This window comes from Cohaesibacter haloalkalitolerans (assembly GCF_003574655.1).
Lineage (GTDB): Bacteria > Pseudomonadota > Alphaproteobacteria > Rhizobiales > Cohaesibacteraceae > Cohaesibacter > Cohaesibacter haloalkalitolerans.
In genome coordinates this window covers 331,833-346,153 of the sequence record NZ_QNUM01000003.1, presented here as the reverse complement: position 1 = coordinate 346,153, position 14,321 = coordinate 331,833, and the positions used below count along the sequence as shown (strand labels likewise).

Below are 14,321 nucleotides of genomic sequence, written 5' to 3'. Positions count from 1 at the left end.
TTTGTCTGCTTCTCTGGACATCCGCGAAAATATGTAGTCATAGTGTCTCGCGTTTGAATTGCTGACATGTGGGACGTCATGAAGAAATTTCTGCTCTTGCTGTTCACCTGGTGGGGTAACACCACATTCGGAACCTGGCTGCACACCAAACGGTTCGGAGAGTTCGTCGGCAAGGACGAATTCGGCAACAGCTATTACAAGCAAAAGGTTCCGAAAAACGCGAGTTACGCCGACGTCCGCAGGGGCGAACGCCGCTGGGTGGTCTATGCCGACCCGTCCGAAGCCAGCCGCATTCCTGCCGGATGGCATGGCTGGATGCACTATCGTACCGACGTGGCGCCCAGTCAGGACGAGATGCCGCATTGGCCGTGGGAGCGGGCGCATCAGCCCAACATGACAGGCACCGCGCGTGCCTATCGCCCAGCCGGGTCATTGCTTTCGGCACAAAAGCCTGCCGAATCGCGCGCCGACTACGAAGCATGGACGCCCTGAACCCGGTTTTTTCCTCCATTGGTGCCGTTTGGCAAAGTCTGTCAAACTATTGACTTTTTTGCTGCATAACACCGTCTGGTGCCAGTTCCTCCAACGCAAGACGGGGGAATCGGCAAATCAGCCTTGCCTTTGGCCCTGAAACAGGGCTAGGAACGGGTTGGTTGTGCGATTTTCGCGGTCTGATGATTGTGTTTTCCGGTGGCGAGCGTGCTGCCCGCAGGCGCAAAGAGGCGCAGATGTCTTGATGGGCAAGTTGTTTGCCCCGGACCCAGTTGAATGATTGAAGGGCTGTTGAGTGGCCAGTGCCTGATGGTGCCGGTGACATGCTTTCCGCCTGATAGCCGGAGAAACTGATGAATTTTTTGGTGGGCTGCAAATGGGGCTGGATGCCGGGAAGGCTGACACTTGCTTCCCTGTTTTCCGTTGTGTGTTTGCTATCCTTTCAGGCTGCCGCACAGGAGGTTGCCAATCCTGTTGCCACCTTCGCCGGTCTGGACAAGATCACCGCCCGGATGATCCAGTTCGACGTCTATATCGACGAGACCGTTCAGTTCGGCTCGCTGCAGGTGACGCCGCGGGTCTGCTATACGCGCCCTGAAACGGAACGTCAGGAAGAGACAGCCTTTGTTGAGGTGGACGAGATCACCCTTGAGCGCAAGGTGCGCAGGATCTTCACCGGCTGGATGTTCGCTTCCAGCCCGGGCATGAATGCCGTGGAGCATCCGGTCTATGACGTCTGGCTGGTTGGCTGCAAGCGGGAGACCGAGGTTCCCAAGCCGAACTAGACTTTGGCAAACTTCCAAGAGGCAAGCCTCAGCGAGAGACCCAAAAGGAAAGCCGGATCATGTCCGGCTTTTTGCGTTTTTGGAACTTCTTGCTGGTGGGCGTGCAGTTCCGCCAGCGCCGTCATTCGTCGTCGATGGCGTAGAAATCTGCCGAGGAGCGCATCGCGTGATCGAGCAGGGCGTGATATTCCACCTTTGGGATTTCGATCGTGCCGAACTGCTTGAGATGGTCGGTGATGAACTGGGTATCGAGAAGGGTGTAGCCACCGGCGTTGAGGCGCTCGACCAGGTGGATGAGTGCCATCTTGGAGGTATCGCGTGCCCGGGAGAACATGCTCTCGCCAAAGAAGGCCCGCCCCAGACTGACCCCATAGAGCCCGCCGACCAGCTTGTCGTCGTCCCAGACCTCGACGGAATGGGCGTGGCCCATGGTGAACAGCTCGCGATAAAGCTCGTGGATCTGCTCGTTGATCCATGTGGTCGGACGATCGGGGGCGGCCTCCGCACAGGCATCCATGACGCCGCCAAAGTCCGTATCGACCCTGATCCTGAAGGATGTGGTGCGCATGGTCCTAGCCATCCGCTTGGGAACATGAAAGGCATCCAGCGGAATGATGCCGCGCATCTCCGGCTCGATCCAGAACAGGGTGGGATCGTCGGCACCCTCGGACATGGGGAAGATGCCGCAGGCGTAGGCCCTGAGCAGGATCTGGGGGGTGATTTCCAATGTGGATGAATCGTCTGTCATGGCAGAAACTGTATCACGGCTCTCTTTGAACTGTCTTTATCGGGGCCCCCGATGATGCAAAAAGACCGCACGAAACGCGCGGTCCTCCATGATGTTGTACCGAATGGGTATTCGGACGGCCTACTTCATGCCGAGATATTTTTCCAGCCAGTGGATGTCATAGGCACCATTGGCGATATCCGGCTCGTCCACCAGCTTGCGGAACAGAGGCAGGGTGGTCTGGATGCCATCCACCACGAACTCGTCCAGCGCGCGTCTGAGACGCATCATGCATTCAACGCGGTTGCGGCCGGTGACGATCAGTTTGCCGATAAGGCTGTCATAATAGGGCGGAATTGAATAGCCCTGATAAACGCCGGAATCGACACGAACCCCAAGTCCCCCCGGTGGGTGGTAATAGGTGATCTTGCCCGGTGACGGGACGAAGGTTTCCGGGTTTTCCGCGTTGATGCGGCATTCGATGGCATGGCCCTGGAAGATGACATCTTCCTGTTTGATGTCGAGGCCGGCACCGCAGGCAACCTTCAGCTGTTCGTTGACAAGGTCGATGCGGGTGATGGACTCGGTGACAGGATGTTCCACCTGCAGGCGGGTGTTCATTTCGATGAAATAGAACTCGCCATTCTCATACAGGAACTCGATCGTGCCAGCGCCGGAATAGCCCAGACCCTGCATGGCCGTGGCGCAGATCTCGCCAATGCGCTTCTGCTGTTCCTCGTTGAGAGCAGGGGACTGTGCTTCTTCCCAGACCTTCTGGTGGCGGCGCTGCAGAGAGCAGTCGCGTTCACCGAGATGGATGGCGTGGCCCTTGCCGTCACCCATGACCTGCACTTCGATATGGCGCGGCTTTTCGAGATATTTCTCGATATAGACCGTTGCGTCGCCGAAGTTGGCCAGAGCCTCGGAGCGGGCCGTCGTGAAGGCAAGGGCGATCTTGTCTTCAGAATGAACCACCTGCATGCCTTTGCCGCCGCCGCCGGATGCTGCCTTGATCAGGATGGGATAGCCCATTTCGGCTGCCACACGCTTGGCTTCTTCCGGGCTGTCGACGCCACCTTCCGAGCCGGGAACGACCGGAATGCCAAGCCGTTTTGCGGTCTGCTTGGCAGCGATCTTGTCACCCATGATGCGGATGTGTTCAGCGCTCGGGCCGATGAAGCCGATCTTGTGCTCTTCCAGAATCTGCGCAAAACGCGCATTTTCGGAAAGGAAGCCATAGCCGGGATGTACAGCATCAGCGCCGGTGATTTCACAGGCCGCCAGAATCTGTGGGATATTGAGATAGCTGTCGCGTGCCGACGGCGGGCCGATACAGACGCTTTCGTCCGCCAGTTTGACATGCATTGCCTCGGCATCGGCAGTGGAATGGATGGCCACTGTCTGGATGCCCAGTTCCTTGCAGGCTCGCAACACCCGAAGGGCAATTTCGCCCCGGTTTGCGATCAGAACCTTTGAAAACATGGATTTCCCCTAAATTCCTGACTATTCAATGATGACCAGTGGTTCGTCGAACTCGACAGGCTGGCCGTCTTCCACCAGGATTGCCGTGATTTTGCCGGCTTTGGTGGCAGGAATCTGGTTCATGGTTTTCATCGCTTCAACGATCATCAGCGTATCGCCAAGCTTGACCTGGTCGCCGACGGCAACGAAAGCTGCTGCGCCCGGTTCGGGACAAAGATAGGCGGTGCCGACCATCGGCGAGCGAACTGCGTTTGCCAGATTTGCATCAGCGTCCTTGCCGGCTGCGGCCGGAGCGGCTGCTGGCGCTGCAAGCGGAGCCGCTGCTGCATATGCGGCTGGCTGGGCTGCTGCTACGGCCTGCTGCACCACGATTTCGCGGGCAACACGAATACGCAAGTCGTCCTGTTCGATTTCAATTTCCGTCAGGTCCTGGGACTTTACCAGCTCCGCCAGCTGACGAATGAAATCAGGATCAAGTTTGCTTTTCTCTTTGGTCATATGTTCGCATTCCATTGGTTTAATACCAGGTTCTCATGGTTTGGGAGCCTGTTGGTGCGCAGGCATCAGGCCTGAGACTTTTCCAGATGCTCCACGAGCGCTTCGATCGCCACTGTATATCCTTTTGCGTTCAGCCCACAAATGACGCCAAGCGCTGCGGGAGAAACATAGGAATGATGGCGGAAGGATTCGCGTGCGTGAATGTTTGAAAGATGCACTTCGATGACTGGCAGGCTGACCGCCCGAATGGCATCCTGAAGAGCAACGGACGTGTGCGTGTAGGCCGCAGGGTTGATGATGATCCCGCGGGACTTCTCACGGGCTTCATGGATCCAGTCGATGAGTACACCTTCGTGATTGCTCTGGCGGAAATCAACCGTCCAGCCCATTGATGCGGCCTTCTCAAGGCACATGTCCCTAATGTCATTCAAGGTGGTTGAGCCGTAGATGCCGGGTTCTCTCAGACCAAGCATATTGAGGTTGGGTCCGTTCAGAACAAAGAGCGTATTGGTCATTTTTTAGTCCGCGCTAGAGCACATTTTTAAAGCGAGAATGTACAGCATGCCTCGCCAATTCTGCAGAATTTCGGCAAAGCAACAGCAGCAGGCCCGGCTGTCCGGCCCACTCGTCTGGTTTCTTATAGGCTGTCCCTGGCTGAGTGAAAAGATACGAAAAGGGAGGTAATGCTTTTCATTCCTACTTATCGTCATGATTTTCAGCAAAAATGACCATTTTGTGGCATTTGCCAGCATTGGAAAATGCCGCTGGGGATAGGCGGGAGAGGCGCCCTTCGCGCCTCGTCTCCGGTGTTTCGTGAACAGGTCTGTTGCGGAACTTTCAGGCCCGCATAACGACCGTTTTTACGCAATCACGATCAGCAATTGGTCGAGCCGCAGCTGCGCAGATTGGAAATCTTGCTCTCGAAGGCTTCAAGCGAAATGTAGCCTGGAATGACCTCGTCACCGAGCACATAGCCCGGCGTGCCATTCAGATTGAGGACGTCGGCCAGACGATAGGCATCCTGAATCGGTTCGCGAGACGACTTGTCTTCATAGAGCTTTTCCAGGGCATCGCGAGCTATTCCGAGTTTTTCGGCTTCACGCAGGGCGGTTTCCTTGTTGGCCGTACCGCGCATGGTCATCATGGCCTTGTGGAAGTCCCAGTATTTGTCCGGTGCAGCCTTGGTTACAGCCACGGCAACCAGAGCGGCCTCCTGCGACTGCGGGCCGAGAATTGGCCACTCCTTGAGGACGACGCGCAATTTCTTGTCCTTATCCATCAGCTCAAGCATGCTGCCGAAGGCCTGTTTGCAATAGCCACAGTTGTAATCCATGAACTCGACCAGCGTGACGTCGCCTTTTGGGTTGCCGAGCACGATCTGGTCCTTGCCGTTGAAAATCTCGTCCTGATGCTCCACCACGGCCTGTTTTGCCTTCTCGGCACGTTCCAGTTCGGCCTGCTGCTGCTTTTCGGCTTCCTGCTGGCTGAGAATGGTGAAGACCTTGCGGATAAGGTCAGGATTTTCAAGCAGGTAGTCGGAAATGATCGTCTCGATTTCCTTCTTCTGCAGATTGTTGAATTCCGTCGCGTTGGCTGGCGCGCTGGTCACGCCGATGAGGGCGAGTGCAGCGAACAGGTAGGAAATCGGCGAAAATCTGTGGCGCATGAGTTGGCGTCCTTGTGCGTTTAAAAGAGCGTTTCAAACTGGATAAGCAAGTGGTGTGATCGGTAAAACTGCGTTGGAGAATAGGGCAGAACGCGTGTGTTGCGAGACAAATCTTGAATTGTTCACTTGATTGTGACCTTTAGCCTCACTCTGGCGAGTGGCGGCATAGGGGCATACAGTTCAACGCATTTCATTCGACGCTCTGCTCATCCTCTGGCTGTCCTCCGGTCACAACTTCGGTTGTTTGTAGGACATGATGTCATCGGCCTGAAGCCACTCTGGAGAGCCGCGCTTCAGCTTCTTCTGGGCGCGCGCCGCCATGGCTTTGGCGGAGGCAATGTCGCCGGATGCGAAATAGCCGTTGGCAGTGGCGATTTCGGCTTCTGCCCGGCGACCCAGATTCTCGTAGGCCTGAGCCAGAAAGCGATAACCGACGGCCAGATCCGGGTCATGCTGCAGGCCACGTTGCAGATGCGTGACGGCGGCGCTGTAGTTGCGGTTGGACTTGGAGGAAATAAGCGCCTGACCGAGCATGACGCGCAAGATGCCCTCGTTGGGTTTCAGGGAAACTGCCTTGTTGAGCGGGGCTACGGCGTTGTCCGGCTGTCCCGTTTCCAGATAGACTTGGCCCTTCAGTTCCCAGAAATAGGCATTGTTCGGCTGTGCGTTGAGCAACTGGTCGATCATCTTCACGGCCTTGTTCCGGTTGCCCATCCGATAGGTCACGATGGCCTGCGCATAGAGGCTCGGCAGGTCGTTGCCCTTGTAGTTGCGCAGAACCCGCTTCGGGTCCTGGGTGAAGGCTGCCAGTTTGGCGCGCGCCAGATCATGGCGCTGTTGTAGAGCGGCGCTGTCGGTCTTGTTGAAGAACTTGCTCTTTTTGGCAAGATTTTCCACCTGCGCGATGCGGTCGCGGGGCAGGGGGTGAGACTGGATGTAGGGGTCCATATACTGGCTGGAAAACAGCGCCTGATCGGCAAAACGCTCGAAGGTGGTCAGCATGCCCTTGGCCGATTGTCCCGTTTTGGCCAGATAACGCAGCGCCGCACGGTCGGCTGCGGTTTCTTCGGTTCTGGCATAGCTGAGGAATGTGCGCTGGGCCATGCCGGGGGAGCCTGCGGCGACGGCGCCGCCAACGCGGGCAGCATCAGGGCTGCCAGCTGCCGCGCCTGCGGCCATTGCACCAGCGCCAGCCAGCATGCCAATCGCGGCGATGGTCTGGGCGCGGCGCATTGCTTCTCGCAGGCGGATCATATGGCCACCGGCGATGTGGCCCGTTTCGTGGGCGATAACGCCGATCACCTCGTTGGGCGTCTTGGCGTCAATGATGGTGCCGGTGTTGATGAACATGCGCTTGCTGTCGACAACAAAGGCATTGAAGCGGCTGTCGTTGATCAGGTGGATGCGGATGTTTGTTGATTTGAGACCTGCGGCTTCGAAGATCGGGCGGGCATAGTCGCGGATCAATTCCTCGGTTTCAGCATCGCGCACCAGCTTGATGCTGCGCCCCTGAGCGTCAGCCGGAGCGCTCGCCAGCAGCAGAGGTTGCAGGCCAATGAGCGATACCATCAGCGCCGACAGGGCTTTTCGGTGCATGGAGGCAAGAAAGCCATGCTGTTTCTGCCTGGCAGTGGGTGGAACTTTCTGCAAAGACTTGATACCAAAGCCCTCAAACATGATCACAACCTTCTTTGATTTTCTCAATCCCCATAAGAGATCTGTCGGAGATCAAAGCCACTTACTGTCTGGGTGGTAAGGATTCGAAACATTCGGCAATATCCTTACCTGCGGCCATGGTGAAAATGTGGCACAGACAAATGGAAGAGCCAAAAGGAAAAGATAAATGCTCACTATTTCCAAACGCGGCACCATTGAACCCTTTTTTGCGATGGACATCATGGCCAAGGCTAATGCACTGGCTGCGCAGGGTAAAGACATTGTCCATATGGAAATCGGCCAGCCGGGGGCTCCGGCACCAAGGCTGGTGCGGGAGGCGGCACAAAAGGCCTTGGTGGATGGCCGGATCGGTTACACCGATGCGCTTGGCATCCGCTCCCTGCGCGAACGCATCGCCCGGCATTATGCCGAGCACTATGGGGTGACCGTGTCGCCAGAGGCTGTGGCGGTCACGACCGGCTCCAGCGCCGGGTTCAATCTGGCCTTCCTGTCGCTGTTTGAAGTGGGAGACCGGGTGATCCTGCCCAGCCCGGGCTATCCGGCCTATCGCAATATCCTGTTCTCGCTAGGGCTGGATGTGGTCGAGGTGGAGACGCGGGCGGAAGACCGCTGGAGCCTGACTGCAGAGGATATCCGGCGGGTTCATGCGGAAAAGCCGGTAAAGGGTGTTTTGATCGCCAGCCCGGCCAATCCGTCGGGCACGATCATGGAGGCTGAGGCGCTGAAGGCTGTTGTCGACGTTTGCGACGAGCTTGGCATCTGGTTCATCTCGGATGAAATCTACCACAGCCTCGAATTTGGCAGCAAGGCGGAGACGGCTCTGCGCTTTTCGCCCAATGCCGTCATCATCAACTCCTTCTCCAAATATTACTGCATGACCGGCTGGCGGGTTGGCTGGATGATCCTGCCACCACTGGCGCAACGGTCCGTGGAATGCCTCAGCCAGTCGCTCTATCTGTGCCCGCCGATGCTGTCGCAGGTGGCCGCCACTGCGGCCTTTGATGCCCATGAGGAGCTGGATCTGGTCAAGGCCGGATATGGTCGCAACCGGTCCTATCTGATGCAAGCTCTGCCGGAAATCGGCCTTGGCGACTTCATGCCGATGGATGGGGCATTCTATGTCTATACCAATGTCAGCAAGCTGACCAATGACTCGATGGATTTTGCCATGCGGTCGCTTAGCGAAGCTGGTGTTGCCATCACGCCGGGGGCCGATTTCGATCGGGAGAGGGGGCACCAGTATGTGCGGCTGTCCTTTGCCGGAACCGAAGAGCATATGAAGGAAGCCATTCGGCGGCTGGGTGACTGGCTGGCCTGACGTCTCAGCCTCTCCGCAAGAAACAAGGCAAACAAAAAGCCGCATCGAATTCAATCGATGCGGCTTTTTCATGATCTACGGGACCTGAGGCTTAGAGAAAGCCGGAACGGTTCCACCAGCCGGTCCGCTTGGGACGGTTGTCGTCTGGCTGTTCTTCTTCCGCCTTGGGCTCGGCTTCCGCTTCAGCCGCCTCAGCGGCAACGGCGGTCAGCTCTTCAACGGGCTCGGCGCTTGGCTCTTCGCTTGCGGCTTCTGCTTCATCGGCGGGAGCGGCCGGTGCTGCGGTTTCTTCAACCGGAGCCGTGGTTTCTTCTGCCGGAACTTCTTCCGATGCTTCCAGTGCTGCTTCAGCTTCGGGAGCGGAGGCAACCTCTTCAGCTGCAGGCTCTTCGACGTTTTCTGGCTCTGACGCGATGGCTTCAGGAGCCTCGGATGCCGAGGTTTCGGTTTCCGTCTCTGGTGCATCAAACGCTTCAGGAGCGGTTTCGGCTTCAGCGACGGTCACGTCTTGAGGCTGTTCTTCAGCAGGAGCAGCAGGCGTTTCAGCGACGCTGTCGTTGCTTTCCAATACTGCAACGCCGCCTTCGGCAATGTAGACCTCCGGCATGGAGTTGCTGTCGGTGTCTTCTGCATCAAAGCTACTGGAGAAGCCATAGGACTCAGGTGCATGCCCGACCACTTCCATGGCTTCGGCGGTCATTTCCTGTGCTTCTGCATCGCTGTTGCGGTTGCGACGGTTGCGGCGACCACCACGGCGACCCCTGCGACGGCTCTTCTTTGGCTTGTCGTCGTTGGATCCATCATCGTCGCTTGCCTCTGCAGCCTCGTCGCCTTCGTCGGAAGCATCAGCATCGGCTGTGTCATCACTGTCCATGTCGTGCTCGCCATTTTCATCACGTGGCGATCTGGCGTCAGACTGGGATTTCTTGCGGCGGCGGCGACGGCGACGTTTCTTGGAACTGCTTTCTTCTTCGCGTTCCTTTTCCTCTTCAGCCATTTCAAAAGCTTCGAAGGCCTCGTCGTCTTCGTCATCCACTTCCATGGTCTGCATGGAGATGGTCGGGGTCGGCGCTACCGGCTGGGCCAGCGGTTCGCCCCGTTCGATTTCCAGATGCTTGCCTTCCAGATGATCATCCACTTCAACATGGATGTGCACGCCGAACCGGTTTTCGAGTTCGAACAGATTCTCGCGCTTCTGGTTGAGAATATAGAGAGCGACATTGCCGCGGGTTCTGACCACAACATGGTGGTTGACGCCCTTGAGCAGATGATCCTCGATGCTGCGCAGCACCAAAAGAGCGACTGAAGCTGCCGCACGGACATAACCGGTGCCCTGGCAATGCGGGCATGGGTCCATGGTGCTTTCCAGCACGCCGGTGCGGATGCGCTGACGGGACATTTCCATCAGGCCGAAGTGCGAGATACGACCGACCTGAATGCGGGCGCGGTCGGACTTCAGGCAATCCTTCAGGCGCTTTTCGACGGCCCGGTTGTTGCGTTTCTCTTCCATGTCGATGAAGTCGATGACGACCAGACCGGCAAGGTCGCGCAGGCGCAACTGACGGGAAATCTCTTCGGCGGCTTCCAGGTTGGTGGAAAGCGCAGTGTCTTCAATATTGTGTTCGCGGGTCGAGCGACCGGAGTTCACGTCGATGGAGACGAGGGCTTCGGTCTGGTCGATGACGATATAGCCGCCGGACTTCAGCGTCACCTGCGGGCTGAACATGGCGTCCAGCTGGCTTTCGATGCCCATGCGGGTGAAGATCGGCTGTGGCTCGCGATAAGGCTGGACGTTGCGCGCGTGACTTGGCATCAGCATGCGCATGAAGCTTTTGGCTTCCTTGTAGCCTTCCTCGCCGGAGACCAGAACCTGATCGATGTCCTTGTTGTAAAGGTCACGGATCGAGCGCTTGATCAGCGATCCTTCCTCATAGACAAGCATCGGCGCGGCGGACTTCAGCGTCAGATCTCGGACGTTCTCCCACAGACGCAGCAGATATTCGAAGTCGCGCTTGATCTCGGTCTTGGTCCGGGATGCCCCTGCGGTGCGCAGGATGACGCCCATTCCGTCGGCCACTTCCAGTTCGGAGGCAATCTGCTTGAGGCGCTTGCGGTCGGATACGTTGGTGATCTTGCGGGAAATGCCGCCGCCACGAGCGGTGTTCGGCATCAGAACCGAATAGCGACCGGCAAGGGAAAGATAGGTGGTCAGGGCGGCGCCCTTGTTGCCACGTTCTTCCTTGACGACCTGAACCAGAAGAATCTGGCGGCGCTTGATCACTTCCTGAATCTTGTACTGCTTGGCACGACGACGGCTGCGGCGTTCCGGAACTTCTTCCAGAGCGTCTTCTGCGCCAACATGTTCAACGCCGGATTCTTCATCATCCTCGTCGTCGTCTTCGTCGTCATCCTCATCGTCGGAAGCGGAAAGCTCTTCTTCCTCTTCGTCGTCCTCGTCATCGAGGTCGTCCGGATCGGCGCTGAGGCTTTCATCGTCGGCAACGGCATGAGCCTGAGCCGGCGGGGTGTTGGTGTCATCCTCGTCGCTTGAAGCGTCATCGGTGTCAACCGGTGCGTTCTCGCCTTCTTCGACAGGTGCTGCTTCTACCGGAGTAGCGTCGGCTGCAACCTCTGCTGCCCCTTCGCTTTCGTCGGCAGCGTCGGCAACAACAGCGGTGCCTTCTGCCGGAGCTTCGGCCTCGACCGTTTCAGCGGAAGATGCCTCTTCCTTTGCAGCCCGTGAGCTGTGGTTTTCAGATTTTCTGGAAGACCGGCGCCGTCTCGACTTCTTGGCCGGTTTTTCTTCTTCATGCAAATCTTCGTCGTCGTGGCTCTGTTCTTCTTCGAGAAGAGCCTGACGGTCCGCCATCGGGATCTGATAATAATCAGGATGGATTTCGCTGAAAGCGAGGAAGCCGTGGCGGTTGCCGCCGTAATCGACAAAAGCGGCCTGCAGGGACGGTTCGACCCTGGTTACCTTTGCCAGATAGATGTTGCCACGCAATTGCTTGCGATTGGCGGACTCGAAGTCGAATTCCTCAACCCGATTGCCGCGTACGACCACAACCCGGGTTTCCTCCGGATGCGTCGCATCAACGAGCATTTGATTTGCCATAAAGTGTTGTCTCCACGGAAAAGCGCGCCGGCAACCGTTATGGCCGAATGACTCGACGCTCGGCAGGTTCGCGCTTCTTCGCTTTTGTCTATTGACGACCCGACCACCATCGGTTTTCGGCTGTGCAAATGACCGAGCGCCAGGGCATGCAGTCGAGCTGCAAGGCTATCTCCGGCACTATGGACCATGTGTTGACACATCCCAGGGTGGGTCCTCTTGTTGATACTCGATGCCAGAGGACGCTGTTCATCCTCGGCAGGGTTCTTGGCATGCAATCCGGAAATTATTTACGCGCTCCAGATTGCCGCGAATTTGTTGTGGCCTTCGGGACCGATCCCGAAATTCCGGGCCACTCGCCAGAGCTTGGTATGTCCGCCTCGCCGGCGCGAAACTCCTGAAGACGTTCCCGTTTTCGGGGGCGTCGGGGTTTTCGCCAGTCACGTATTCTTGACGTATAGATGTTTCGTCAGAAATACGGATTCTCGAATCGGATCATTGCTTGGCAACATTGGCCCAAACGTCTTTGTAGGGTTCCTTACGCAAATATGCAAGTGCAAGGCTGCTTAACAAGTGATTTGATACGCTGTTTTTGCTTGTTATCTATACTTATATCTACAGATATACCATGCTGAGATGTTGATAGCACCATTCTGTCAAGATGTGGTTAACCCTCAGGCCCCAGTGTTCTGGGGTGGCAGCGGCTCAAAAATCAAGCTATTCGCTGTCATGTTGCCACATTGCTTTCCAAGATATGGGGCTCCTTAGGAGGAGACCCACTGGTCTGGCAATGATCCGGCCAACGGTCGGTGACCCTTGTTTCGATGAAAGAGGCGGATGACAACTGCTATGCGTTTGCTCCAAGCTATCCTGATCCTGCTGACGTCCCTTTACTGCGCGCCCCTGATGGCTCAGGAGGGGGGAGAGACACCGGTTGTGGTTCATGGCGCCCGAACGGACGGCAATGACAAGACCGCCGAGTTCATCCTTGATGTTGCAAAGCCGGTCGGTTTCAGTGTCTTTGCTCTGGAAGGGCCCTATCGGCTGGTCATCGACCTGCCTGACATGACCTTTCAGATGGAGCAGGGGATCGGCTTGGTTGAGCGCGCCATGGTGAAGAATTTCCGCTTTGGCAGCTTCGGGCATTCCGGCTCCCGCGTGGTGCTCGACCTTTCCAAACCGACCAAGGTGGTCAAGGCCTACACCCTGCCTTCAGTGGATGACAACCCGGCAAGGCTGGTCATCGAAATGGCTTCGGTCAGCAAGAAGGAATTTGCCGAACAGGCCCTGCGGGACGTGATCCGCATTCGGGCTGACGGCAAGCGGGACACGGCGCCGGTGGCACCATCTGCGACAGTCGACAAAGAGGCGGACGCAGTCGAGGACAGTCGCCCGCTGATTGTTCTCGATCCCGGACATGGCGGTATCGACACAGGGGCTGTTTCCAGCAGTGGCGCGCATGAGAGCACGATCGTCCTTGAATTTGCCAAGGCGCTGCGCGATGTGCTGGTCAAGGAAAAGCATTTCCGCGTCCTGCTGACCAGAGACCGCGACCGGTTCATTTCTCTTGGCGGGCGGGTTGCCTTCGCCCGTGAAAAGAAGGCGGATCTGTTCCTGTCGATCCATGCGGATATCGTCAAGGAACACTATGTGCGCGGGGCAACGGTCTACACGCTTTCCGACAAGGCGTCTGACGCGGTGGCGCACACGCTGGCGCAACAGGAAAACAGATCGGACCTGATTGCCGGGCTGGAAATCGAGGAGACCGATGACGTGGTCGCCGACATCCTGATTGATCTCACGCGCCGGGAAACAGCCAATCATTCCGCCCTCTATTCCCGCACGCTGGTGGGCGCGCTCAAGTCCTCCGTTCGCCTGTCAAAGTCACCGGAACGCTCGGCTGGTTTCCGTGTGCTCAAGGCTCCAGACATTCCGAGCGTTCTGCTTGAATTGGGCTATCTTTCCAACAAGGAGGACAGGGCGGATCTGTTGTCTGACAGCTGGCGCGACAAGGCGATCAAATCCATCGTCAAGTCGATCAACAAATTCTTCGCCAAACGGTCCGCGCAGTCGAGCGGCCTTTTCCTGCCCAGGTCTGGCTGAGAATCGCCACCCCTTGCGGGTGATGTTCTTGTGGCGGGAATGTCGCTTTTCTGGCCCAAACGACAACCCGACTGACGACATGATTGCTGAATATGTGCGGATAAATTTCTTAACGAAGCCCTTTTGCTGCCCCAATGTCATGTGATGGTTGCAAAATGATTGGCAGCAGAATAAGTCTGTCCGTAATTTGGATCGGGCGCTTTATGCGAGTTCTGAGGGCGTTTGTGTGGGCTGATGATGGCGACCGAAGTTTTAGAAGCAGGGACTGCTGGTGTAGGGGTGCAAAGCGCGCTTTCTGGCTGTTTGCTTCGCTTCTGGGGCCTGCTCACTGGTTCTGCTCATTGGTTCTGCTAATGGGTGAGGGGCCAGTTCAGGGCGCAAGCCATAAGGAAGTGGCCCAAAGTGGGCGTGAAGCAAATGCGCTCACGGTGCGTTTCTGATGGGCGTGTTTCCGATTGGCT

11 protein-coding genes are annotated in these 14,321 nt (G+C 57.1%); 4 read left to right on the top strand and 7 right to left on the bottom strand.

Annotated features, from left to right (window positions below; all coding sequences use genetic code 11):
- Positions 1 to 78: 78 nt before the first annotated feature.
- The gene (locus DSL70_RS09075; protein ID WP_119307892.1) at positions 79 to 492 is read left to right on the top strand and encodes an NADH:ubiquinone oxidoreductase subunit NDUFA12; all 414 of its coding nucleotides are present in this window, start codon (positions 79 to 81) and stop codon (positions 490 to 492) included.
- A gap of 353 nt (positions 493 to 845) precedes the next feature.
- A complete protein-coding gene (locus tag DSL70_RS09070; RefSeq protein WP_394700934.1) occupies positions 846 to 1,277 on the top strand; it encodes a DUF2155 domain-containing protein in 432 nt (143 codons plus the stop codon).
- A 121-nt stretch (positions 1,278 to 1,398) separates the two neighbouring features.
- Here the strand turns inward: DSL70_RS09070 and aat are convergent, their stop codons facing one another.
- The 6 genes from aat to DSL70_RS09040 all read right to left on the bottom strand — a co-directional run bounded on the left by aat (position 1,399) and on the right by DSL70_RS09040 (position 7,327).
- The gene (gene aat / locus DSL70_RS09065) at positions 1,399 to 2,025 is read right to left on the bottom strand and encodes a leucyl/phenylalanyl-tRNA--protein transferase (protein WP_119307586.1); all 627 of its coding nucleotides are present in this window, start codon (positions 2,023 to 2,025) and stop codon (positions 1,399 to 1,401) included.
- Between the two features lie 120 nt (positions 2,026 to 2,145).
- Positions 2,146 to 3,486 carry an acetyl-CoA carboxylase biotin carboxylase subunit gene (accC, locus tag DSL70_RS09060; protein WP_119307585.1) on the bottom strand — a complete coding sequence of 447 codons (1,341 nt, stop codon included), beginning with the start codon at positions 3,484 to 3,486 and terminating at the stop codon, positions 2,146 to 2,148.
- Positions 3,487 to 3,507: 21 nt separating this feature from the next.
- On the bottom strand, positions 3,508 to 3,984 hold the full coding sequence (accB, locus tag DSL70_RS09055) for an acetyl-CoA carboxylase biotin carboxyl carrier protein (RefSeq protein ID WP_119307890.1): 477 nt from the start codon (positions 3,982 to 3,984) through the stop codon (positions 3,508 to 3,510).
- 65 nt (positions 3,985 to 4,049) lie between these two features.
- On the bottom strand, positions 4,050 to 4,499 hold the full coding sequence (aroQ, locus tag DSL70_RS09050; protein WP_119307584.1) for a type II 3-dehydroquinate dehydratase: 450 nt from the start codon (positions 4,497 to 4,499) through the stop codon (positions 4,050 to 4,052).
- 359 nt (positions 4,500 to 4,858) lie between these two features.
- Positions 4,859 to 5,650 (bottom strand): DsbA family protein, encoded by a 792-nt coding sequence (locus tag DSL70_RS09045; RefSeq protein ID WP_119307583.1) that lies wholly within the window; start codon positions 5,648 to 5,650, stop codon positions 4,859 to 4,861.
- A gap of 228 nt (positions 5,651 to 5,878) precedes the next feature.
- Positions 5,879 to 7,327 carry a M48 family metalloprotease gene (locus DSL70_RS09040; protein ID WP_245418143.1) on the bottom strand — a complete coding sequence of 483 codons (1,449 nt, stop codon included), beginning with the start codon at positions 7,325 to 7,327 and terminating at the stop codon, positions 5,879 to 5,881.
- Between the two features lie 166 nt (positions 7,328 to 7,493).
- Here DSL70_RS09040 and DSL70_RS09035 point away from each other — a divergent pair, with 166 nt between their 5' ends.
- Positions 7,494 to 8,645 carry a pyridoxal phosphate-dependent aminotransferase gene (locus tag DSL70_RS09035; RefSeq protein WP_205563207.1) on the top strand — a complete coding sequence of 384 codons (1,152 nt, stop codon included), beginning with the start codon at positions 7,494 to 7,496 and terminating at the stop codon, positions 8,643 to 8,645.
- A 91-nt stretch (positions 8,646 to 8,736) separates the two neighbouring features.
- Here the strand turns inward: DSL70_RS09035 and DSL70_RS09030 are convergent, their stop codons facing one another.
- Positions 8,737 to 11,760 (bottom strand): Rne/Rng family ribonuclease, encoded by a 3,024-nt coding sequence (locus tag DSL70_RS09030; RefSeq protein ID WP_119307582.1) that lies wholly within the window; start codon positions 11,758 to 11,760, stop codon positions 8,737 to 8,739.
- 846 nt (positions 11,761 to 12,606) lie between these two features.
- Between DSL70_RS09030 and DSL70_RS09025 the strand changes: the two genes are divergently transcribed.
- Positions 12,607 to 13,860 (top strand): N-acetylmuramoyl-L-alanine amidase, encoded by a 1,254-nt coding sequence (locus DSL70_RS09025; RefSeq protein ID WP_162916493.1) that lies wholly within the window; start codon positions 12,607 to 12,609, stop codon positions 13,858 to 13,860.
- Positions 13,861 to 14,321: the final 461 nt, after the last annotated feature.